The following is a 22,621-nucleotide window of genomic DNA, read 5'->3' as shown; positions in this document are numbered from 1 at the left end:
CGGGCGGGTCAGTTTTCGGGCGGGTTGGTGATGGCGGCGGCGATCTCACCGTGGCTCTCGCCGCCCTGCTCGTCCCAGTAGCGGCAGCGGGTCCGCAGCATCACCAGGGCGTCGCGCAGATCGTTGGCGTCCCATTCGGCGATGTCGGCGATCTCGATCTCGCCGCGGAAGTGGCGGCCGCTCATGGCGGTGCGGAAGGTGCTCTTGAAGTCGGTGATGAACACGTCCGCGAGCTGCCGGGTCCAGAACTGCTCCAGCGTCCACCGCGAGAAGGGCGCGACGAGCGATTCCTTCACCGACTTGGCCATCAGGTAGTAGGCCATCTGGTTGAAGCAGATGTTGAACTCGACGGAGTTGAAGTGTCCGGTGTCGTCGATGTAGCAGGACTCGGGGATCAGGAAGGTGCAGGCGGCGCCGAGCCGCCCGCCGTCGAGGGGGTCGCCCGCCACCGTGACCGTGGCCGAGGTGAGGTATTCGCACCGCTTGGCCCGGTAGGGGGTGAGCACGCGGTGCAGCAGTTCCTCGTCGGTGGGGTAGACGCGCTGGTCGGTGTCGTCGAGCGGGTCGTCGAGCAGCCGGGTCATGTCGGGTCTCCTGATCGTTGCGCGGTGCGGAGGAGTTCGGCGAGGCTCATGTTCTGGATGGCCGCGGTGCGGTCCTCGGTGTCCCGGCCGGGCTCCGGGCCGTCCGGTGTGGATTCCGGTGTGGATTCCGGCTCGCTCAAGCCCAGTTCGTCCAGCAGGTGGCGGGTGAGGACGAGCGCGGTCGGGTGGTCGAAGACGAGCGTCGCGGACAGGCGTTCCCCGACGGCCTCGCCGAGGGCGTTGCGGAACCGCACGGCGGCGAGGGAGTCGAAGCCCATGTCGCGGAACGACCGCTCGGCGTCGACCTCGTCGGCGTCGGCGAAGCCGAGGGTGGCGGCGGCCTGGGTGCGGACCACGTCGAGCAGCGCCTGTTCCCGGCGGGCGGGCGTCAGCCGGGCCAGCCGGTCGCGCAGGCTCTCGGCGGGTTCGGGGAGGGACGCGGCGGGGTCGACGGTACGGCGCGCCGGGCCGCGTACCAGGTCGCGCATCAGGTACGGCACCTCGGGACGGCGCTGGCCTGTCAGGTCGAGCCGTACGGGCGCCAGGAACGCCCGGTCGAGCGCCCCGGCGGCGTCCAGCAGCGCCATGCCCTCGTCGGAGGCGATGGGCAGCACGCCGTCGCGCCGCATGCCCGCGATGTCGGCGGCGTCCAGCGCGCCGGTCATGCCGCTGGCCTCCTCCCACAGTCCCCAGGCCAGCGACTGTGCGGGCAGCTCGTGGGCGCGGCGGTGTGCGGCGAGGCCGTCGAGGAAGGCGTTGGCGGCGGCGTAGTTGCCCTGCCCGGCGCCTCCTGTCACGCCCGCGGCGGACGAGAACAGCACGAACGCCGAGAGGTCCTGGCCCGCGGTGAGTTCATGGAGGTTCAGCGCGGCGTCGACCTTGGGGCGCATCACCGCGGCCAGCCTCTCCGGCGTCAATGAGGAGATGATCCCGTCGTCGAGGACGCCCGCGGTGTGCACGACTCCGGCGAGCGTACGGCCCGCCAGCACGGCCGTCAGCGCGTCGCGGTCGGCGGCGTCGCAGGCGGCCACCTCGACACGGGCGCCGAGCGCGATGAGGTCGGCGGCCAGTGCGCCGGCGCCGGGCGCGGCGGGGCCTCGGCGGCTGGTGAGCAGCAGATCGGTGACGCCGTGGGCGGTGACCAGGTGGCGGGCGACCAGGCCACCCAGGGTGCCGGTGCCGCCGGTGATCAGCACGGTGCCGGGCCGGTCGCCGAAGACGGTGGCGGGAGCGCCGGGCCGGTCCACCGTGACACGGGTCAGGCGCGGCCGGTGGAGGGTGCCGGAGCGCAGCGCGAGCTGCGCCTCACCGGTGGCCACCGCCGCGCCGAGGTCGGCCTCGGAGGGCTCGACGGCCGTCTCGGTGGGGTCGAGGTCGATGAGGACGACGCGCCCCGGGTTCTCCGTCTGCGCGCTGCGGACCAACCCCCAGACCGCGGCTCCGGCGAGGTCGGTGACGTCCTCGCCGTCCACGGACACCGCACCCCGGGTGACGACCGCCAGCGTGGCGTCGTCGTCCCGTTCCTCCTCCAGCCAGGACTGGAGCACACTCAGCGCCGCCGCGACCTGAGCGTGTACGGCCTCGGTGGTCGTGCCGCCCGCGCAGCGGTGCACGACCGTCCGGGACGGGGCGGCCTCATTGGACACGGCGGGCGCCCAGGCGAGTTCGAACAGCGCGTCGTGGGACGCGGCCGCCGGTGCAAGGCCGGTGGCCATCGGGCGCAGTACGAGCGAGTCGACGGACGCGACGGGGCGGCCCGCGGTGTCGGTGAGGCGCAGCGCCACCTCGTCCTCGCCCAGCCGGGTCATCCGCAGCCGGAGCGCGGCGGCCCCCGAGGCGTGCAGGTCGACCCGCGTCCAGGCGAACGGAAGGGTGACCCGCTCGGCGTCGGTGGCGAGCAGCGCGGTGGCGTGCAGGGCCGCGTCGAGCGCGGCCGGGTGCAGCCCGAACCGCGGGGCCTCGGCGGCGGCCTGCTCGGGCAGCGCGATGTCCGCGTACACCGCGTCGCCGGACCGCCAGGCGGCGCGCAGCCCCCGGAAGACGGGTCCGTAGACGGGTCCGTCGACTGGGCCGTCAACCGGGCCGCCGGCGGAGGGCGGCTCGTAGAAGCCGGTCAGGTCGACCGGTTCGGCGCCCGGCGGCGGCCAGGGCGCGGGGTCGGGCGCCGGTTCCGGTGCCGCGTCGGCGAGTGTGCCCTGCGCGTGGCGGGTCCAGGCGGCGTCGGCGGGTGCGTCGTCGGGCCGCGAGTGGATGGACACGGTGCGCAGATCCGGGCCGACGACGACCTGGATGGCCACGCCGCCGCGCTCCGGGAGGGCGAGGGGGGCCTCCAGCGTCAGCTCCTCCACGCGTCCCCGGCCGACCTCGTCCCCGGCGCGGACGGCCAGTTCCACGAAGCCCGAGCCGGGGAAGAGGACGGTGCCGGCGACGGCGTGGTCCGCCAGCCACGGCTGGGCGGAGCGCGACAGCCGTCCGGTGAGCAGCACTCCCCCGGCCCCGGCGACCGGCACCGCCGCGCCCAGCAGCGGGTGGTCGGCGGGCAGCTGGCCGATGCCCCGCGCGTCGCCGGTGGGCTCGGGCACCGGCAGCCAGTACCGCTTGCGCTGGAAGGGGTACGTGGGCAGGTCGACGCGCCGGGCTCCGGTCCCGGCGAACTGGGTTTCCCAGTCGACGGTGGCGCCCCGTACGTACGCCTCGGCCAGCGAGGTGAGGAATTCGCGCGGGCCCCCCGCGTCGCGGCGCAGGGTGCCGACGAGGGTGGCGGGCACCGCTGCCGATTCGGCGGTCTCGCCGAGCCCGGCCAGCAGGCCCGGGTGCGAACTGGATTCGACGAAGATCTCGAAGCCGTCGGCCAGCAGCGCGCGCGTCGTCTCCTCGAACCGGACGGTCTGCCGCAGGTTGGTGTACCAGTACGCGGCGTCCAGACCCTCGGTGTCCAGCTGCCCGGCGGTGACGGTGGAGTAGAACGGGATGGCCGAGGTGCGCGGGGTCAGGCCGGTCAGCTCGGTGAGCAGCCGGTCGCGGATCTCCTCCACGAACACCGAGTGGGAGGCGTAGTCCACGCGGATGCGGCGGGTCTGGACGCCCTCGGCGTCCAGCCGCTCCCGCAGCTCGTCCAGGGCCCCCGGGTCGCCGCAGACGACGACGGAGGCGGGGCCGTTGACGACGGCGAGCTGGAGGCGGCCGTCCCAGTCGGCCAGATACCCGGCCGTACGGTCGGCGGACAGGGCCACCGACATCATGCCGCCCCGGCCCGCCAGGTCCTGGCGGATGATCCGGCTGCGCAGGGCGACGACGCGCGCGCCGTCCTCCAGCGACAGCGCGCCGGCGACGCAGGCGGCGGCGATCTCGCCCTGGGAGTGGCCGACGACGGCGGCCGGTTCGACACCGGCGGCGCGCCACGCCTCGGCCAGCGACACCATCAGCGCCCACAGCGCGGGCTGTACGACGTCGACGGCCTCCAGGGGCGGTGCGCCGGGCGCGCCGTGCAGCACGTCGAGCAGGTCCCATTCGACGTACGGTTCGAGGGCCTTGGCACATTCGCCGAGGCGGGTCGCGAAGGCCGGTGAGTGCTCCAGCAGGTCCACGCCCATGCCGGGCCACTGCGAGCCCTGTCCGGGGAAGACGAACACGGCGCGCGGGTCGCCGCGCCGCACGCCCTGGACGACGGAGGCGGGCGTCTTCCCGGCCGCCACCGCGTCGAGTCCGGCGAGCAGTCCGGCGCGGTCGGCGTCCACGATCACGGCCCGGTGTTCCAGGGCGGCGCGGCCTCGGGCGAGCGAGGCGGCGACGTCGAGGGGGCCGGTGTCCTCGTGTTCACGCAGATGGGCGGCGATGCGGGCGGCCTGGGCGCGCAGCGCCTCGGCGGACGCCGCGGACACGGTGAGCGGCACGATCGGCGGCGCGGCCGGGGGCCGCTCGCCGCGCGGTTCGCGCGCGGCGATCGGCGGCGCCTCCTCCAGGACCACATGGGCGTTGGTGCCGCTGACGCCGAACGAGGACACCGCGGCGCGCCGCGGGCGGCCGTTCCCCGGCCACTGCCTCGCCTCGGTGAGGAGTTCGACGGCGCCCTCGGTCCAGTCGATGTGCGGGGAGGGGGTGTCGGCGTGCAGGGTGCGGGGCAGCAGCCCGTGCCGCATCGCCATCACCATCTTGATCACACCGGCGACTCCGGCGGCGGCCTGGGTGTGCCCCAGGTTGGACTTGACCGACCCCAGCCACAGCGGTTCGCCGTCCGCGCGCTCCTGACCGTAGGTGGCCATCAGCGCCTGGGCCTCGATCGGGTCGCCGAGGGTGGTGCCGGTGCCGTGGCCCTCGACCGCGTCGATGTCGGCGGGGGTGAGGCCCGCGGCGGCCACGGCCTGCCGGATCACCCGTTGCTGGGCGGGGCCGTTGGGCGCGGACAGGCCGTTGGAGGCGCCGTCCTGGTTGACGGCCGATCCGCGGATCACGGCGAGCACGGGGTGTCCGGCGCGGCGCGCGTCCGACAGCCGTTCCAGCAGCAGCAGTCCCGCGCCCTCGCCCCAGCCGGTGCCGTCGGCGGAGGCGCCGTACGCCTTGCAGCGGCCGTCGGCGGCGAGTCCCCGCTGCAGGCTCATCCCGATGAACGTCTCTGGCGTGGCCATCACGGTGACGCCACCGGCCAGCGCGAGGGTGCACTCGCCCTGCCGCAGCGCCTGTATCGCCCAGTGCATCGCCACCAGGGAGGAGGAGCAGGCGGTGTCGATGGTGACCGCCGGGCCCTGGAGGCCGAGGGTGTACGCGATGCGGCCGGACGCGACGCTGCCGAGGCCGCCGCCCGCGGTGAAGCCCGCGAGGTCTTCGGGGACGGAGCCTGAGGGCGGCGCCCAGTCGTGGTACATGACCCCGGCGAACACCCCGGTGGCGCTGCCCTTCAGGGACAGCGGGTCGATGCCGCCGCGCTCCAGGGTCTCCCACGCGGTTTCCAGCAGCAGGCGGTGCTGCGGGTCCATCGCCTGGGCCTCCTTCGGGCTGATGCCGAAGAAGGCGGGGTCGAAGTCGGCGGCGTCGTAGAGGAAACCGCCCTCGCGGGTGGCGGTGGTGCCGTGTCTGCCGGGCTCGGGGTGGTAGATCTCCTCCAGGTTCCAGCCCCGGTCCTCGGGGAAGCCGGCGATCGCGTCGGTGCCGTCGGCGACCAGCCGCCACAGCTCCTCGGGAGAGGTCACGCCGCCCGGGTAGCGGCAGGCCATCGCCACGATCGCGACGGGCTCCTCGGCCGGGGCCCGCACGGCGGTCCGCGCCGGGGTGGTGGCGGGCGCGGCGCCGCGCACCTTGTCGAGCACGTGGTCGGCCAGGGCGCTCGGGGTCGGGTGGTCGAAGATCAGGGTGGAGGTGAGCCGCAGCCCGGTGGCCTCGCCGAGCGCGTTGCGCAGCTCGACGGCGGCCAGGGAGTCGAAGCCCAGCTCGGTGAAGGCGCGGCGGGGGTCGATGGCGGTGCCGCTGTCGTGGCCGAGGACGACCGCGATCTGCGCGCGCACCAGGTCCAGGACGATCCGGGCCCGTTCCGCGTCCGGTTTCCCGGCCAGCCGGTCGGCCAGCGCCCCGCCCGGGGCGCCCGTGGCCACGGTGGCGGCGGCACGGCGGGCGGGGGTACGGACCAGGCCGCGCAGCATCGGCGGGATGCCGTCGGGGCGGGCCCGCAGCGCGGGGACGTCGAGGCGCAGCGGCACCAGGGCGGGTGCGCCGGTGGTGAGTGCCTGGTCGAAGAGGGCGAGGTTCTCCTCGGAGCCGAGGGCGGGGAGCCCGGACCGTGCGGCGCGGCGGAGGGTCACCTCGTCCAGGCGGGCGCCCATGCCCGCGTCGCCCGCCCACAGGTTCCACGCCAGGGACGTGGCGGTGAGGCCGTGGGCGGCCCGGTGCTCGGCGAGGGCGTCGAGGAAGGCGTTGGCGGCGGCGTAGTTGCCCTGCCCGGCGGACTCCAGGGTCCCGGCCGCGGAGGAGAACAGCACGAACGCGGCCAGCGGACGGTCCCGGGTGAGCTCGTGCAGATGCCAGGCGCCGTCCGCCTTGCCGTGGAAGACGGTACGGACCTGCTCGGGGGTGAGCGATCCGGCCAGCCCGTCGTCGATGACTCCGGCGGCGTGGATGACGGCCGTCAGCGGATGCTCGTCGGGGATGGCCTCCAGCAGCGCCGCCAGGGCGGCGCGGTCGGCCACATCGCAGGCGGCCACGGTCGCCTCGGCGCCCGACGCGGCCAGTTCGGCGACGAGTTCGGCGGCTCCGGGGCCGTCCGGGCCGCGCCGCCCGGTGAGCAGCAGGCGCTTCACCCCGTACCGGCGGACGAGGTGGCGGGCGACCAGGCCACCGAGCCCCCCGGTGCCGCCGGTGATCAGCACCGTGCCGTCAGGGTCCCACGCGGCGCGCGGCGGGGCGTCCGGCAGAGGGGTGCGCACCAGGCGCGGTACGAGCACCGTGCCGTCGCGCAGGGCGAGTTGGGGCTCGCCGGTGGCCAGGGCGGCGCGCAGCTCGGTTTCGGGTACGTCCCGGTCGGTGCCGACGAGGACGAACCGGCCGGGGTTCTCGGCCTGGGCGGAGCGCACCAGCGCCCACAGGGGCGCGAGCGTCAGGTCACCCCGCGCCTCACGGGTGACGATGGCCAGCCGGGTGTCGTCGCGCAGCGCGTTCTCGATGAGCTTCAGGCCGTACAGCGTGGCTTCCCGCGCCGCCTCGGCGGGGGCGCCGGGGAAGGTGGCGGGCACGTACGCGAGCTGGAATTCCCCGGCCGTGGCGTCCGGCTGCGGCGGGGCCTGGGCCTCGGTCCATTCGACGCGCAGCAGCGCCCCGTCCCGTGCCCCGGACAACACGCCGTTCAGCGGCACGGGCCGCTGGACGAGCGACCGTACGGTGGCGACCGGTGCCCCGGTGGTGTCGGCCAGCTCGACCGCGACCTCGTCCGCGGCGGTCCGGAGCAGGTGGACACGTACGGCCGTGGCGCCGGCGGCGTGCAATTCCAGGCCGAGCCAGGCGAACGGGAGCCGCACCTGGCCGTCGTCCTCCGGCCCTTCGGCGGCGTGCAGGCTGGCGTCGAGCAGCGCCGGATGCAGCCCGAACCGTTCGGCGCCCGGTTCGTCGAGGGCGACCTCGGCGAACACCTCGTCCCCGCGGCGCCACGCGGCGCGCACACCCTGGAACGCGGGCCCGTAGCCGTACCCTTGCGCGGCCTGGCGCTCGTAGAGGCCGTCGATGTCGATGGGCTCCGCGCCGTCCGGTGGCCACCGGGCGAACGCGGCCCCATCGGCGGCCGCGCCCTCGCCGTGTTCGGCCAGCACGCCACTGGCGTGCCGGGTCCAGTTCTCCTCGCTGCGCGCGGGGCGCGAGTAGATCTCGACGGTGCGGCGGCCCGCCGCGTCGGGCGCGCCGACGACGACCTGCACCTCCACCGCCGCGTCCCCGGTCAGCGACAGCGGCGTCTCCAGGGTGAGTTCCTCCACCACGCCGCAGCCCGCCTCGTCCCCGGCCCGCACGGCCAGCTCGACCAGGGCGGTGCCGGGTACGAGGACGACCCCGGCGATGACGTGGTCGGCCAGCCACGGCTGCGACCGGGTGGACAGCAGGCCCGTCAGGACCAGCCCGTCGACGCCCGCGAGGCTGACGGCGGTGTCCAGCAGCGGATGCCCGATGGTGCCCGGGCCGCTTCCGGCGTCCAGCCAGTACCGCTTGCGCTGGAACGCGTAGGTGGGCAGCGCGGTCCGGCGGGCGCCGCGGCCCGCGAAGAAGCGGTCCCAGTCGACGGTCACGCCGTGGGCGTGCGCCGTGCCGAGCGCGGTGACGGCCTGGCGCTCCTCGTCGTGCCCGTCGCGCAGCAGCGCGGCGAACGCGGTGTCGGGGCCGCCATCGGCGAGGCAGTCGCGCCCCATCGCCGACAGCACGGCGTCGGGGCCCAGCTCCAGATAGGTGGTGACGCCGTGGGCCTCCAGCCGGTGCATGCCGTCGGCGAACCGCACCGGCTCGCGGACGTGGCGCACCCAGTAGTCGGCGTCGAGCGCGGTGCCGACCTCCCCGGTCAGGGCGGACACCAGGGGGATGCGGGGCGGCGCGTACGTCAGGGTTTCGGCGACCCGGCGGAAGCCGTCGAGCATCGGGTCCATCAGCGGCGAGTGGAACGCGTGCGAGACGCGCAGCCGTCGCGTCTTGCGGCCCTGTTCGGCGAAGCGGGCGGCGACGGCCAGCACGGCGTCGGCCTCACCGGACAGCACCACGGCGGCCGGGCCGTTGACGGCGGCGAGGCCGACCCGCTCGGTCAGATACGGGGCGACCTCCGCCTCCTCGGCCTGGACGGCCACCATGGCGCCGCCGACGGGAAGTTCGTCCATCAGCGTGCCGCGCGCGCCGACGAGCAGGGCCGCGTCGGCCAGGGTCATGACCCCGGCGGCGTGTGCGGCGGCGATCTCGCCGATGGAGTGCCCGGCGACGAGGCCGGGGGTGACGCCCCACGACTCCAGCAGCCGGAACAGGGCGGTCTCGACGGCGAAGAGCGCGGCCTGCGCGTACCGGGTCCGGTGGAGGAGTTCGGCCCGCGGCGAGCCGGGCTCGGCGAACAGCACCTCGCCCAGCGGCTCGTCGAGGTGGAGGTCGAGGTGGTCGGCGGCCTCCTGGAGGGCTCGCGCGAACACCGGGAAGGCCCGGACCAGTTCGCGCCCCATGCCGACGCGCTGGCTGCCCTGGCCGGTGAACAGGAACGCGGTCCGGCCCGTCGCCCGCGTCGTTCCGGTGAGCAGCCCGGACGCGGTCTCCCCCTCGGCGAGGGCGGTCAGGGCGCGGCGCAGCTGGACGCGGTCGGTGGCGACGACCGTGGCGCGGTGGCGCAGCGCGGCGCGCGTGGTGGCGGCCGAGTACGCGATGTCCAGCGGCGACGCGTCGTCCAGGGCCATCAGGAGCCGGGCGGCCTGGCCACGCAGGGCGTCCTCACCCTGCGCGGACAGGACGACGGGGACGGGGCGATCGGCCGCGGGGGCCTCGGGGGTTTCCGGGGCGGGGGCGGGCGGTTCTTCGATGATGACGTGGGCGTTGGTGCCGCTCGCGCCGAACGAGGAGATCCCGGCCCGGCGCGGGGTGTCCGTGGCCTCCCACGGGACGGGCTCGGTGAGGAGCCGCACGGTGCCGCCGGACCAGTCGACGTGCGGGGTCGGCGCGTCCACGTGCAGGGTGCGCGGCAGCGTACGGTTGCGCATCGCCTGGACCATCTTGATGACCCCGGCGGCGCCCGCCGCCGCGCCGGTGTGCCCGATGTTGGACTTCACCGAGCCCAGCCACAGGGGCTTGCCGGGTGTGCGCCCGCCTCCGTAGGCGGCGACCAGGGCCTGACCTTCGATGGGGTCGCCGAGGGTGGTGCCGGTGCCGTGCGCCTCGACCGCGTCGACCTCGTCGGGGGTGAGGCCCGCGTCGGCGAGCGCCTGGCGGATGACGCGCTGCTGGGCGAGGCCGTTGGGCGCGGCGAGGCCGTTGCTGGCGCCGTCCTGGTTGATGGCGGTGCCGCGGATCACGGCCAGCACCGGGTGCCCGTCGCGCAGCGCGTCGTCGAGGCGGGCCAGGACGAACACGCCCGCGCCCTCGGCGAAGGAGGTGCCGTCAGCCGCCGCGGCGAACGCCTTGATCCGCCCGTCCGGGGCCAGGCCGCGCTGGCGGCTGAACGTGGTGAACGTACCGGGGCTGGAGATGACGGTGACGCCGCCCGCCAGCGCCAGCCCGCACTCCCCGCGCTGGAGGGACCGTACGGCCAGGTGGAGGGCGGTGAGCGAGCCCGAGCAGGCGGTGTCGACGGTGAGCGTGGGCCCTTCGAGGCCGAGCGTGTAGGCGACGCGGCCGGACACGACGCTGGGCAGGCTGCCGCCCAGGACATAGCCGTCGAGGCCGTCCGGCGCCTCGTGGGTACGGGGCCCGTACTCGTGCGGCTCCACTCCGATGAACACCCCCGACGGGGTGCCGCGCAGCCGGCCCGGGTCGATGCCCGCGCGCTCCAGCGCCTCCCAGGTGGTCTCCAGCAGCAGCCGCTGCTGGGGGTCCATGGCCAGCGCCTCTTTGGGGTTGATCTGGAAGAAGTCGGCGTCGAAGTCGGCGGCGTCCGGCAGGAACCCGCCGCGCCGCACATAGCTGGTACCGGTGGCGGAGGGGTCGGGGTCGTAGAGGCGGTCGAGGTCCCAGCCCCGGTCGGCGGGGAAGTCGGTGAGCACATGGGTGCCGTCGGCCAGGATCCGCCACAGGTCCTCGGGCGAGGTCACCCCGCCGGGGTAGCGGCAGCCGATGCCGACGATGGCGATCGGCTCGTCGGACACCGCGGGCGCGGCGGTGGCGGCGGGCTCGTGGTGGTCTTCAGGCACGGTGGTGCCGTGCACCACGGCCACCAGGTGGCGGGCGAGGGCGGCCGGTGTCGGGTGGTCGAAGCCGATGGTGACGGGCAGGTCCACCCCCAGTTCGGCGGTGAGCCGCCGGTGCAGCTGGACCAGGCCGAGCGAGTCCAGGCCCTCCGCCAGGAACGGGCGGTCGGCCGCCACGTCGGTGGGTCCGTCCCCGTAGGTGTCGGGGTCGGCGGCCCGCAGCACGGCAGCGGCCTGCGCCAGCACCAGTTCCAGCATCGCGGCCTGTGACTGCTCGGTCATGTGCATACTCCGCAACGAAGAAGAGGCATGGAGGCGATCGGGGTGGTCAGGGGTGCTCAGGCCGCCGCGAGGGCGGCCAGGGCGGTGCGGTCGACCTTGCCGTTGACGGTCAGCGGGAACTCGTCCACCACGTGCAGGCCCTGCGGGATCATGTACGCGGGCAGCGCGGCGCGGCAGAACGCGATGACGTCCTTGGCGTCCGGCGCGGGGCCGCCGGGGGCGCGGGTGACGAACGCGTGCAGCACCGGGTCGCCGTCGTCGCGCGGCAGGAGCATCGCGACCGCGCCGGTGACGCCGGTGAACTCGCCGATGCGGCGCTCCACCTCGCCCAGTTCGACGCGGTTGCCGCGGATCTGCACCTGGGAGTCGGCGCGGCCGTGGAAGTACAGCTCGCCGTCCGGGCCCCGGGTGGCCAGGTCGCCGGTCTTGAACACCCGCTGTCCCGACCGGGGGTCGAGCGGGTCGGGGACGACGACGGCGCTGGTGGCCTCCGGGTCGTTCCAGTAACCGGAGAACAGCGACGGGCTGCGGAGATAGATCTCGCCGAGCACCCCGGGCTCGTCCACGGGACGGCCGTCGGGCCCGATGAGCATCATCTCCGCGCCCGCGACCGCGTAGCCGATCGACAGGCGCTCGGTGCCGGGCGGCAGCGGGTTGGGCACCTCGGTGATGGACGCGGCCATCGTCTCGGTGGCCCCGTAGCCGTTGGTGAACCGCACCTTCGGCAACAGCTCCTGGAGGGCGCGCAGTTCCTCCAGAGGAAAGTCCTCCCCGGAGAACGCGATGCGCCGCAGCACGCCCTGCTCGCCCAGCTCGGCCAGCAGGTCGGGCTCGTGGCGCAGCACCGGACGCCACGCCGACGGAACGGCGTCGACCTGTGTCGTGCCGGTGTCGCGCAGGAACGACAGGAAGCGGCGGGGCCAGTTGAGCCGGTCGCGCGGTACGGGCACCAGCGCGGCGCCGTGGCTGAGGGCGAACCCGATGTCGAACAGCGCGAAGTCGAACTGCAGCGGCGCGGTGCCCGCCACCCGGTCCTCGGCCGTGATCAGCTCAGCGGCCTCCGCGCCCCGCAGGAACGCGATGACGCCACGGTGGCTCATGACGACACCCTTGGGCCGTCCCGTCGTGCCCGAGGTGAAGGTGATGTACGCGGTGTCGACCGGAGTGACCACGCGGCGGCGGCGCACGCGCGGCGCGGGCGGCCGCTCCACGGTGAGGCCGTCCGCGCCGAACCGGGCCGTGCCGACCGTCTCGGGAATGCCGGTGCGGCCGCCGCGCACGGACTGCAGGTACAGCGCGGGCCGGGCGCTGTCGATGATCGTCAGGAGCCGTTCGTCCGGGGTCTCGGGGCTGGCCGGGATGAAGGGCAGCCCGAGGGTGGCGCAGGCGAGGAGGGCGGCGATGGCGTCGGCGTCGGTGTCGGACTCCAGGATGACGCGGTCGCCGACGTCGAGGCCGAGCGCGTCGAGCGCCTCGGCGCAGCGGTCGGTGCGGCGCCGCAGTTCGCCGTAGGTGACCGTCTCCAGACCGCCGTCCGCCGCGGCCTGGATCACGGCGGGCCGGTCGGGGTCCTCACCCGCGGCGGCCAGCAGATATGTCCGCAGGTTGTCCACCGATGCGTGCGCCCGGGCTGGACGCGCTCCATTCCGGCTCATGCGCCACCCTCCGATTCGGGCCTTCCCAGCAAATACCAGGCTGTTTCTAACAGGGTGCTTTTACGGCCCACAAGAACTCTCGCCCGCCCGCCCCTGAACTAGGGGGCGTTAGGGGTTATGCCGCTACCAGGGGCCAACAAGACTGGCGGAAACAATAAGATCGAAGTGCGCGGATCGAAGTGCATGCATCGAACTGCCGGGCTTTCAGAATGCACACGCGACGAGCGTGACAAAAGGGAGAGCGAGAATATGTCGGCGATTGTCTTTCCTGGAATCGGCCCGACGCGGTTCGCCGACTCGAGCCGGTTCCTGGCGGTCCATCCGGTGGCCCGCCGGCTCGTCGCCGAGGCGGACGGGGCCCTGGGCTACTCCCTGCTCGACCGGTACCGGGAGGCGGAGGCGCGCGGCGACCAGGGGGCGTTCCCCGAACCGGCCCGGATCGCGTTCCTGGTCTCCTGCCTGGCGCTGGCCGAATGGACGGTCGCCGAGCACGAGCCGGCGCCGGTGGCGTGCGCCGGGGCCAGCTTCGGGGGCACGGCGGCGGCGGTGTTCGCCGGGGCGCTGCCGTTCACGGAGGCCGTGGCGATGACGGCGGCGTGGGGACGTCTCGTGGACGCGTACTTCGCGCGCGAGCACCGCGACCTCGTCGCCCAGTCGTTCGCCCGCGTCCCGGCCGGCCAACTGGACGAGATCCGGGCCGAGCTGGACGCCCTCGGCGAGTGGAACGAGGTGGCCTGCCACGTCGACCACGACTTCCACATGCTGTCGGTGCGCGAGGAGATGGTGGACTGGCTGCAGCGGCGGCTCAAGGCCGTGGGCGGCCTGCCGCTGTACGTCATGCGGCCGCCGATGCACTCCGCCGTGTTCAGTGCGCTGCGGGAGGAGGTCGAGGCGGAGGTCGCCGCGACCGTCCCGTTCCGCGATCCCCGGATCCCCGTGGTGTCCGACCACGACGGCTCGCTGGTGCGGACGGCCGCGGGGGTGCGGACGCTGCTGCTGGACGCGGTGACCCGTACGGTGCGCTGGCCCTCCGTCGTCGACACGCTCAAGGGGCTGGGCGTCGAGCGGGTGCACGTCACCGGGCAGGACGGACTGTGGGGCCGGGTGGACGTGATGACCGAGGCGTTCGAGGTGGTGGCGGTGCGGCCGGAGACGGCCATGCGACCGCGCCGGCGCAGCGCGATCGCATGAGCGGAAAAAGCGGACGGACATCGCGTCAGCGGACGGAACCAGCGGACGGAAGCCGGGTCAGCGCATGGCCGCCAGGGTCTTCCACAGCGTGGCGGGGGTGGCGAAGTTGTCGTCGTTGAGCGCGTCGTCGACGAAACGGACGCCGTACATGTCCTCCAGCGAGGACAGCAGCGCGACCATTCCCATGGAATCGAGGCCGAAGTCACGCAGGCTCAGCTCGGCGGTGAGTTCGTCCCCCGTTTCCAGCAAAGGAAGATGTTTGCGGAGCAGTTGCCCGAAAGACTCGTCCCACATGCGCGCTCCCCTGTTTTCCCTGGCCTCAATAGCAGGTGCCCGAATTACCGGCTGCCGAATAGTCGGCGTCGCGGCCAACGTAAGCCCTGCCTCCAGTGAGTCGGCACCCCTATCCACCCCTTTTCTCTCCCCGGAGGAAGGACAATGATCGAGACACCCGTCCCCGGACACGGTCTGCACGAACGGTTTCTGCGCGGTCTGGCGCTGTCGCCCCGCCGGGCCGCGATCCGTGTGGACGACGAGACCCTCACGTACGAGGCGATGCACGAACTGGCGTTGCGCCGGGCCGGGGCGCTGCTGGCCCGGGCTCCGCAGCGGCAGCGGGGGCCGCACAGGGTCGCCGTCCTGGCGGACAAGAGCCTCACCGCGTATGTGGGGATGCTGGCGGCGCTGTACTCGGGCGCCACCATCGTGCCGCTCAATCCGCGGTTCCCCGCCGAACGCACCCGTCGCATGCTCACCGCGGCGGAGGTGTCGACGGTGATCGCCGATCCGATCGGCCGGGCCGCGCTGGCCGAAACCGAACTGGACCTGCCCGTCCTGGCCGAGGCCGCCGCCGCTCCCCCGCTGGACGCGCCGGTGGCCGTCCGGCCGTCGGACATCGCGTACGTCCTGTTCACCTCGGGGTCGACGGGCCGCCCCAAGGGCGTGCCGATGACGCACGGCGCCAACGACCACTACTTCACCCTGCTGGACCGGCGCTACGACTTCGGGCCCGCCGATGTGTTCTGCCAGAACGTGGGCCTCAACTTCGACTGCGCGATGTTCGAGCTGTTCTGCGCCTGGGGCCGCGGCGCCCCGGTGCACGCCATTCCCCCCGCGGCCCACCGGGACCTGCCCGCGTTCCTCGCCGAGCGGCGCATGACCGTGTGGTTCTCCACCCCGAGCGGCACGTCGTTCATCCGGCGGATGGGCGGCCTGACCCCCGGGGCGATGCCCACGCTGCGGTGGAGCTTCTTCGCGGGCGAGGCGCTGCTGTGCGAGGACGCCGCGGCCTGGCAGGCCGCCGCGCCCAACTCGCGGATCGAGAATCTCTACGGGCCGACCGAGCTGACCGTCACCATCACCGGGCACCGCTGGTCGCCGGAGACCTCACCGGGCCGGGCGGTGAACGGCGTCGTCCCGATCGGCACGGTGCACCCCGGCCATGACCATCTGCTGCTCGACGGGGACACCGAGTCGGCGGTCGAGGGCGAACTGTGCGTCACCGGACCGCAGATGACACCCGGCTACCTGGACGCCGCGGACAACCAGGGCCGGTTCCTGGAGCGCCACGGCCGCCGCTGGTACCGGACGGGCGACCGGGTGCGGCGGCTGGACGACGGCGAGCTGGTCTACCTCGGCCGCCTGGACACCCAGGTGCAGATCCAGGGCTTCCGGGTCGAACTGGCAGAGGTGGACCATGTCGTACGGCGGTGCGCGGGCGTACAGAACGCCGCAACCGTGACCCGCCCGGCGCCGGGCGGCGGGCTGGAACTCGTCCTCTACTACACCGGCGACCGCGTGCACCCGGTGACGCTGCGCCGCGAGCTGGCGGCGCATCTGCCCGAGCCCATGGTGCCCAAGGTGTTCCGGCATGTGGCGGAGTTCCCGCTGAACGCGAACCACAAGGTCGACCGGGGGCGGCTGGCCCGCGAGGCGGCCGCGATGTCGGACGGCCCGTCCTGAGCCGAGGCTCAGACGGCCATCCCCGACCCGAAGCGCCGGGCGTCCTCCACGACCGTGCGCAGCGCCTCGGCGAGCGACGCGCCCGTCGAGGCGTGCTCGGGGTCGATGACCCACTGCATCATCACGCCGCTGAGCAGCGCGTGGTAGAACTGCCCGACCGCGGCCCGGGTGTGCGGGGGCGACTCCTCGCCGCCGAGGAGGAGTTCGACCAGACCCTTCTGGGCCTGCTGCTGCGCCTCGACGATGAAGCTGCGGACCTCGGGCACATGCTCGATCTGGGAGATCGCGTCGAACTGTGCGGCCCACACCGGGCGATGCCGCTCGAACAGCTCGATCACCCGCGTCCAGGCCCGCTCGAACCGCCCGATCGGATCGTCGGGCAGATCCCCCACATCGGCCAGGGCCCGCTTCAGCTCCGCGGCCCACTCCTCCAACGCCTCCATGATGGCGGCGTTGAGCAGGGCCTCCTTGGTGCCGTAGTGGTAGCCGATCGAGGCCAGGTTGGCGCCGGACGCCTCCACGATGTCCCGCGCGGTGGTGCGGGCGTAGCCCTTCTCATACAGGCAGCGCTTCGCCCCGACCAGCAGGTCCTCCCGGTGTCCCATGCGCCGAAGTCTAACCACCGCGCCTGAGATATGTCTTAGACAAGCGTCCTAGACAGATTACTTACACAAATCTATAGTCCCGCCCATGAGTGAGCCCTTAAGTGATCCCGTGAGCCCCCGACAAGCGAGCCGGAAGGACTGGATCGGCCTTGCCGTCCTCGTCATCCCGGTCGTGCTGATGTCGATGGACATGACCGTCCTGTACTTCGCGCTGCCGTTCCTCAGCGCGTCCCTGGAACCGAGTGCCACGCAGCAGCTGTGGATCGTGGACATCTACGCGTTCATGCTCGCCGGGCTGCTCATCACCATGGGCACCCTCGGCGACCACATCGGCCGCCGGCTGCTGCTCATGCTCGGCGCCGTGGTGTTCGGCGGGGCGTCGTTGGCCGCCGCCTACGCGGGCAGCGCCGAACTGCTGATCGCCGCACGCGCCGTCCTGGGCATCGCCGGGGCCGTGCTCGCGCCGTCCACCCTCGCGCTGATCCGCAACATCTTCCACGACCCCACCGAGCGCCGTACCGCCATCGCGATCTGGACCGCCGGGCTCTCCGGCGGCGCCGCGCTGGGCCCGATCGTGTCGGGGCTCCTGCTGGAGAAGTTCTGGTGGGGCTCGGTCTTCCTGATCAACATCCCGGTCATGGCCCTGATCCTGCTGCTGAGCCCGCTTCTGCTGCCCGAGTACCGCGCCCCACGGCCCGGCCGCTTCGACCTCCTGGGCGCCGCCCTGTCGCTGGGCACCGTGCTCCCGGTCATCTACGGCATCAAGGAACTCGCCAACGACGGCTTCGCCTGGAAGTACGCGGCCATCACGGCCGCCGGGGTCGTCGTCGGCGTGCTGTTCTACCTCCGCCAGCGCTCGGCCGCCAACCCACTGATCGACCTGAGCCTGTTCCGCGACCGGGGATTCAGCGCGTCCATCGGCGTCAACCTGGTGGCGCTGTTCGCGATGGTCGGCTTCCTGCTGTTCTCCACCCAGTGGATCCAGCTGGTCTACGGGCTGAGCCCGCTGGAGGCCGGGTTGTGGACGCTGCCCGCGCCGGTGGCGGTGGCGGTGACGACCTCGATCGCCGCCGTGCTGGCCAAGTCGATCCGCCCGGGCTACATCATCGGCGTCGGCATGGTCGTCTCCACGGCCGGATTCGTCATCATGACGCAGCTGCGCGCCGATTCGAACCTGGCGGTCGCGGTGACCGGCGCCACGGTGATCTCGGCCGGGGTCGGCATGGCGATCCCCCTGACCGCCGATCTGATCGTCTCGGCGGCGCCACCGGAGCGCGTGGGCGCGGCCTCGGCGCTGCCGGAGACCAGCAACCAGCTCGGCGGGGCGCTCGGGGTGGCCATCCTGGGCAGCATCGGTTCCGCCGTCTACACCCGCGATGTCTCCGACGCGACGGCCGGTCTTCCGCACCAGGCCGCCGACGCCGCGCAGGGTTCGCTCGGCGGCGCCGCGGAGGTGGCCAAGCATCTGCCCGACCGTGCGAGCGAACCGCTCCTCCAGGTCGCCGGGGAGGCGTTCACCCGCGGCATGAACATCAGCGCCGTGGTCGCCGGGGCCGTCATGCTGGTGGGCGCCGCGGGCGCCGCGCTGCTCATGCGCCACGTCACGACTCCTGCCGGCGCACCGGCGGCGGCCGCCCCTTCGGCGGCCGAGCCCGCACCCGCCCCCAGCCCGGAGTGAGGATCCGAGGATTCTCCGCGTCTCCACGGAAAGGGTCCCCGCGCGACGGTCGCGCGGGGACCCTTTCCGCGCGGGGACCCTTTCGGCGGAAATGCGCCGCCCGGTCAGCGACCGAGGGTCACGGGGAGCGTGGTGTACCCGGTCAGGCCCATGACGGCGCGGCGCTCGGGCGTCCCGGCCGGCTCGATCTTCGCGAAGGTGTCGATGAGCTTCGGGAAGAGTTCGGCACCCTCGATGCGCGCGAGGCTGCCGCCGAAGCAGTAGTGGGCTCCGGCGCTGAAGCTCAGGTGGGGGCCGTTGTCGCGGGTCAGGTCCAGGCGGTGCGGGTCGGGGAACCGGCGCGGGTCGCGGTTGGCGGCGGCGAGCAGGGTCAGGACGAGCACCCCCTCGGGGATCTCGGCACCGGCGATGGTGACCGGTCGGGTGGTGACCCGGCTCGCCGCGGTGGTGTGGGTGGTGTGGCGCAGCAACTCCTCCACGGCGGACGGCGTGATGCTCTTGTCCGCGCGCCAGCGGTTCAGCTCGTCGGGGTGGTCGAGGAGCGCGAGCACACCGGTCGCGACGAGGTTGGTGGTGGCCGCGAAGCCCGCGGTGAACAGGAACAGGATGAGCGCCATCAGCTCGTCCTCGTCGAGACGGCCGTTGGTGGCCTCCTGGACGAGCGAGGACATCAGGTCGTCGCGCGGTGCGGCACGGCGGTTCTTGATCACCTCACGGAAGTACCCGGCCAGTTCCTCGGCGGAGGCGTCGGCACGCACCAGGTCTTCGTCCGTGTAGAGGCCGGAGAAGACGTGTGACCAGTCGTCGGCCAGCTTCCACAGGTGTTTGCCGTCCTCGTACGGAAGGCCGAGCATGTCGCTGATGACCGCGACCGGGAAGGGCACCGCCAGCAGGTCCACGAGGTCGACCGGCTCACCGCCGTCGGACCGCTCGATCAGGCCGTCGATGAGTCCGGCGGTCAGCCGCTCCACCGCGGGCTGCATCGTCTTGATCTTGTTGGGGGTGAAGACGCGGGCGGCCAGGCCGCGGATACGGCCGTGGTCGGGCTGGTTGAGGGTGACCATCGAGTTCAGGTACATGCGCAGGGAGAGGTGGTCGGCCCAGTCCTCGCGCATCTGGGTGGCGGCGCGGGCGCCGCTCTGGACGTCGGGCAGCCGCAGGAACTCGGTGACCTCCTCGTACCCGGACATCACCCACACGCCGAGCGCGGAGGCGTTGTGGACCCGGTTCACCGACTGCAGTGTCTCGTACAGGGGGAAGGGGTCGGCGGGAAAGGGCGGCGAGATCAGCGTGATCAACGCTTCGTCGGCCTGCTGGGCAGTCGGGGTCGTTTCGGTGGTCATGTGGGGTCGCTCTCCTCGGTGTGGTGCCTTGGTGTGGTGCTCGGGTGTCGTGCCTGGTGGTGGTCCGGTCCGGCGCGTGGCTACGGCGCGGACCGCGTGTCCAGTTCGCCGTCGAGGACGTCGAACAGTTCGTCGGCGGAGAGCGATGCGAGATCGGTCTCCTCGCTCTGGTCCGGGCGGTGGGTCTCCAGCCACCCGGTCGTCAGGGCCCGCAGCCGGTCGGCGACGCGGCCGTAGGCCTCCTCGTCCGGTGTCGCCGACGCCAACACCGCCTCCAGCCGGGCCAGTTCCGCTTCCAGCGGGGACGCGGTGGGCGTCGGCTCCTGGTCGCCGCCGCTCAGCTGGTCGCGCAGCTCGTCGGCGACGGCGGCGGGCGTCGGGTGGTCGAACACCAGGGTGGCGGGCAGCTTCAGCCCGGTCGCCGCACGCAGGCCGTTGCGCAGCTCCACGGCGGTGAGCGAGTCGAAGCCCAAATCCTTGAACGCCCGGTCGGACCGGATGGCGTCGGCCCCGTCGTGGCCGAGCACCGCGGCGACCTGCGTCCGCACCAGGTCCAGCAGCAGGCCGTCGCGTTCGGCGTCGTCGGTCAGGGCCGCCAGCCTCCGCCGCAACCCCGCGCCACCGTCGCCGCCCCCCGCCACGCCCGGGCCCCCGACGCGGCGGCGCGGGGTGGGCACCAGGCCGCGCAGCATCCCCGGAAGCCGGTCGGCGGGGCGTTCCCGCAGGGCTGCCGTATCCAGGCGGAACGGCGCCAGCGCCGGTTCCCGCGTACGCAACGCGTCGTCCAGCAGCGCCAGCCCCTCCGGCTGCGACAGCGCGGGCAGGCCCATGCGCAGCATGCGCTTCCGGTCGGCCTCGGCCAGCTCGCCGAGCCCGGTGTCGGCCTCCCACAGCCCGAACGCCAGCGAGGTCACCGGCAGTCCGGCGCGGTGGCGACGGCGGGCGAGCGCGTCCAGGAACACGTTCGCCGCGGCGTAGTTGCCCTGCCCAGCGGCCAGCACGAGCCCGGCGAGCGAGGAGAACAGGACGAACGCCGACAGGTCGCGGCCGGCCGTCAGCTCGTGCAGGTTCCAGGCCCCGTCCACCTTGGGCCGCAGAACCGCGTCCATGCGTTCCGGCGTCAGCCCTCGGACCAGCCCGTTGTCCACGACACCGGCCGCGTGGACGACCGCGCCGACCGGATGCCGGGCCAGCACTCCGGCGAGCGCGGCACGATCGGACACATCGCACGCCTCGATCGCCACCTGCGCGCCGTGAGCCGCCAGTTCGGCGCGCAGGTCCACCGCGCCCGGCGCGCTCTCGCCCCGGCGGCTGGTCAGGACGAGCCGCCGGACGCCGTGTGCCGTCACCAGATGGCGGGCGACCAGGGCGCCAAGGCCACTGATCCCGCCGGTGATCAGCACCGTGGAGGCCGGATCCCACGGGGTGTGGGACTCATCCACCGCGGCGGCGGGAACGCGGGCGAACTGGGGAACCAGAAGCTCACCGCCGCGGACCGCCGCCTCGGGCGCGTCGATCACGTCGACCAGGTCCGGCACAGTGGCCTCGTCGTCGAGGTCCAGCAGCAGGAACCGGCCGGGGTTCTCCGCCGCGGCCGCCCGCACCAGACCCCACACGGGCGCCTGGCCCAGATCGACGTTCTCGCCCTCGACCGCCACCGCCCGGCGGGTGACGACCGCGAGCCTCGCCTCGTCCTTGCCGTGGTCGGCCAGCCACTCCTGGATGCGCGCCAGCACCTCGCCCAGGACCAGGCGTACGGCCTCGGGCGCGTCCCCCGCCGCGCGCGGGACCTCGTACACCTCGACCGGTGCCTCCGGGCGGGGGCGGCCCGTGGCCTTGGTCCAGGTGAGCGCGAACAGCGACTCGCGGTGGTCACCGCTCCCCCGCAGCTGCTCGGCCGACACGGGCCTCGACGCCAGGTTCGCCACGGACAGGACGGGCGCCCCGGTCTCGTCGGCGACCAGCACCTCCGTACCGTCGCCCCCGCCCCGGTGCGACAGCCGGACGCGCAGCGCCGAGGCACCGGCCCGGTGGAGCGAGACGCCGCCCCAGGAGAACGGCAACTCCGGCGCCCCGTCAGCGTCGCCTTCGACCAGCCCGATGTGCATCGCCGCGTCCAGCAGCGCCGGATGCACACCGAACCGGGACGCCTCCGCCCCTTCGGGCAGCGCGACCTCGGCGAACACGACGTCATCGCCGCGCCGCCAGGCCGCCCTGAGCCCCTGGAAGACCGGACCGTAGTCATAACCGCGGGCGAGCAGGGCCTCATACGCGCCGTCCACCGGCAGCGGTGTCGCGTCGGCCGGCGGCCAGACGCTGAGGTCGGACGATGGTGGTGTGGCGGACGGGACGATGCCGCCGGTGGCGTTACGGGTCCACGTCTCGTCGTCGAGGGACGAGTAGATCTCGAGGGTGCGCGCGCCGGATGCCTCCGGGCCACCCACGACGACCCGTACCGCTACGCCGCCCTTCTCGGGAACGACGAGGGGCGCTTCGAGAGTCAGCTCGTCGATCGCCTCGCACCCCACCTGGTGAGCGGCTTGCAACGCCAGCTCGACCAGCCCGGTGCCGGGCAGCAGCAGGGTGCCCAGCACATCGTGATCGGCGAGCCACGGCTGGGAGTCGAGGGAGAGCCGCCCCGTGAACACGGCCCCACCGGTGTCCGGCAGCACGACCCGCGCGCCCAGCAGCGGATGGTCGACGGAGTCGGCCCCGGCGAGGGTCTTCGGCTGCTCGATCAGCCAGTAGCGCTTGCGCTGGAAGGCATACGTGGGCAGCTCCACCCGCCGCGCACCACGCCCCGCGAACACCGCACCCCAGTCCACCGCCACACCCGCCACAAACAACCGCCCCACCCCGGCGAACACACCCTCCACCTCAGGACGATCCCGACGCAGCGTGGCCGCCATCGTGCCCTCGACGGACTGCTGCGCCATCGCCGTCAGCACACCATCCGGCCCCACCTCCAGGAACCGGGTCACACCTTC

General features: G+C 73.6%; 9 protein-coding genes and 1 pseudogene. 3 read left to right on the top strand and 7 right to left on the bottom strand.

Features of this window, described 5'->3' with window-relative positions; translation table 11 throughout:
* Nucleotides 1–8: 8 nt before the first annotated feature.
* The 3 genes and pseudogenes from ACFZCY_RS24875 to ACFZCY_RS24865 form a co-directional block, all read right to left on the bottom strand.
* The gene (locus ACFZCY_RS24875) at nucleotides 9–584 is read right to left on the bottom strand and encodes an FcoT family thioesterase (protein WP_391177277.1); all 576 of its coding nucleotides are present in this window, start codon (nucleotides 582–584) and stop codon (nucleotides 9–11) included.
* A pseudogene (locus ACFZCY_RS24870) lies at nucleotides 581–11,200 on the bottom strand (SDR family NAD(P)-dependent oxidoreductase); the annotation flags it as partial. The pseudogene ACFZCY_RS24870 and the gene ACFZCY_RS24875, both read right to left, overlap by 4 nt.
* Before the next feature lie 56 nt (nucleotides 11,201–11,256).
* Nucleotides 11,257–12,855 carry an AMP-binding protein gene (locus ACFZCY_RS24865; protein ID WP_391177274.1) on the bottom strand — a complete coding sequence of 533 codons (1,599 nt, stop codon included), beginning with the start codon at nucleotides 12,853–12,855 and terminating at the stop codon, nucleotides 11,257–11,259.
* 249 nt (nucleotides 12,856–13,104) lie between these two features.
* Here ACFZCY_RS24865 and ACFZCY_RS24860 point away from each other — a divergent pair, with 249 nt between their 5' ends.
* Nucleotides 13,105–14,046, top strand: a complete 942-nt coding sequence (locus ACFZCY_RS24860; RefSeq protein ID WP_391177272.1) for an ACP S-malonyltransferase — start codon at nucleotides 13,105–13,107, stop codon at nucleotides 14,044–14,046.
* A gap of 57 nt (nucleotides 14,047–14,103) precedes the next feature.
* Here the strand turns inward: ACFZCY_RS24860 and ACFZCY_RS24855 are convergent, their stop codons facing one another.
* Nucleotides 14,104–14,340, bottom strand: coding sequence for a phosphopantetheine-binding protein (locus ACFZCY_RS24855; RefSeq protein ID WP_391177268.1), 237 nt, complete (start codon nucleotides 14,338–14,340; stop codon nucleotides 14,104–14,106).
* A 144-nt stretch (nucleotides 14,341–14,484) separates the two neighbouring features.
* On the opposite strand from ACFZCY_RS24855, the gene ACFZCY_RS24850 reads away from it, so the two are divergent.
* Nucleotides 14,485–16,008 carry an AMP-binding protein gene (locus tag ACFZCY_RS24850; RefSeq protein WP_391177265.1) on the top strand — a complete coding sequence of 508 codons (1,524 nt, stop codon included), beginning with the start codon at nucleotides 14,485–14,487 and terminating at the stop codon, nucleotides 16,006–16,008.
* Between the two features lie 8 nt (nucleotides 16,009–16,016).
* Here ACFZCY_RS24850 and ACFZCY_RS24845 read toward each other — a convergent pair whose 3' ends face one another.
* Nucleotides 16,017–16,613, bottom strand: coding sequence for a TetR family transcriptional regulator (locus ACFZCY_RS24845; RefSeq protein ID WP_391177261.1), 597 nt, complete (start codon nucleotides 16,611–16,613; stop codon nucleotides 16,017–16,019).
* Nucleotides 16,614–16,698: 85 nt separating this feature from the next.
* Here ACFZCY_RS24845 and ACFZCY_RS24840 point away from each other — a divergent pair, with 85 nt between their 5' ends.
* Nucleotides 16,699–18,291 (top strand): MFS transporter, encoded by a 1,593-nt coding sequence (locus ACFZCY_RS24840; RefSeq protein WP_391177258.1) that lies wholly within the window; start codon nucleotides 16,699–16,701, stop codon nucleotides 18,289–18,291.
* Nucleotides 18,292–18,395: 104 nt separating this feature from the next.
* Here ACFZCY_RS24840 and ACFZCY_RS24835 read toward each other — a convergent pair whose 3' ends face one another.
* Together ACFZCY_RS24835 and ACFZCY_RS24830 are read right to left on the bottom strand one after the other, a co-directional pair.
* Nucleotides 18,396–19,634 (bottom strand): cytochrome P450, encoded by a 1,239-nt coding sequence (locus ACFZCY_RS24835; protein ID WP_391177255.1) that lies wholly within the window; start codon nucleotides 19,632–19,634, stop codon nucleotides 18,396–18,398.
* A gap of 80 nt (nucleotides 19,635–19,714) precedes the next feature.
* Nucleotides 19,715–22,621: SDR family NAD(P)-dependent oxidoreductase (locus tag ACFZCY_RS24830; RefSeq protein WP_391177252.1), on the bottom strand; the 2,907-nt coding region annotated here is incomplete at its 5' end.

The organism is Streptomyces sp. NPDC007983, from assembly GCF_042958345.1.
GTDB lineage: Bacteria > Actinomycetota > Actinomycetes > Streptomycetales > Streptomycetaceae > Streptomyces.
The sequence above is the reverse complement of the archived record's forward strand: the minus strand, read 5'-3'. Positions and strand labels throughout refer to the sequence as shown.

Coding starts and splice junctions, on each gene's coding strand:
- ACFZCY_RS24875 (WP_391177277.1), bottom strand. CDS start 584: ATGACCCGGCTGCTCGACGACCCGCTCGACGACACCGACCAGCGCGTC.
- ACFZCY_RS24865 (WP_391177274.1), bottom strand. CDS start 12,855: ATGAGCCGGAATGGAGCGCGTCCAGCCCGGGCGCACGCATCGGTGGAC.
- ACFZCY_RS24860 (WP_391177272.1), top strand. CDS start 13,105: ATGTCGGCGATTGTCTTTCCTGGAATCGGCCCGACGCGGTTCGCCGAC.
- ACFZCY_RS24855 (WP_391177268.1), bottom strand. CDS start 14,340: ATGTGGGACGAGTCTTTCGGGCAACTGCTCCGCAAACATCTTCCTTTG.
- ACFZCY_RS24850 (WP_391177265.1), top strand. CDS start 14,485: ATGATCGAGACACCCGTCCCCGGACACGGTCTGCACGAACGGTTTCTG.
- ACFZCY_RS24845 (WP_391177261.1), bottom strand. CDS start 16,613: ATGGGACACCGGGAGGACCTGCTGGTCGGGGCGAAGCGCTGCCTGTAT.
- ACFZCY_RS24840 (WP_391177258.1), top strand. CDS start 16,699: ATGAGTGAGCCCTTAAGTGATCCCGTGAGCCCCCGACAAGCGAGCCGG.
- ACFZCY_RS24835 (WP_391177255.1), bottom strand. CDS start 19,634: ATGACCACCGAAACGACCCCGACTGCCCAGCAGGCCGACGAAGCGTTG.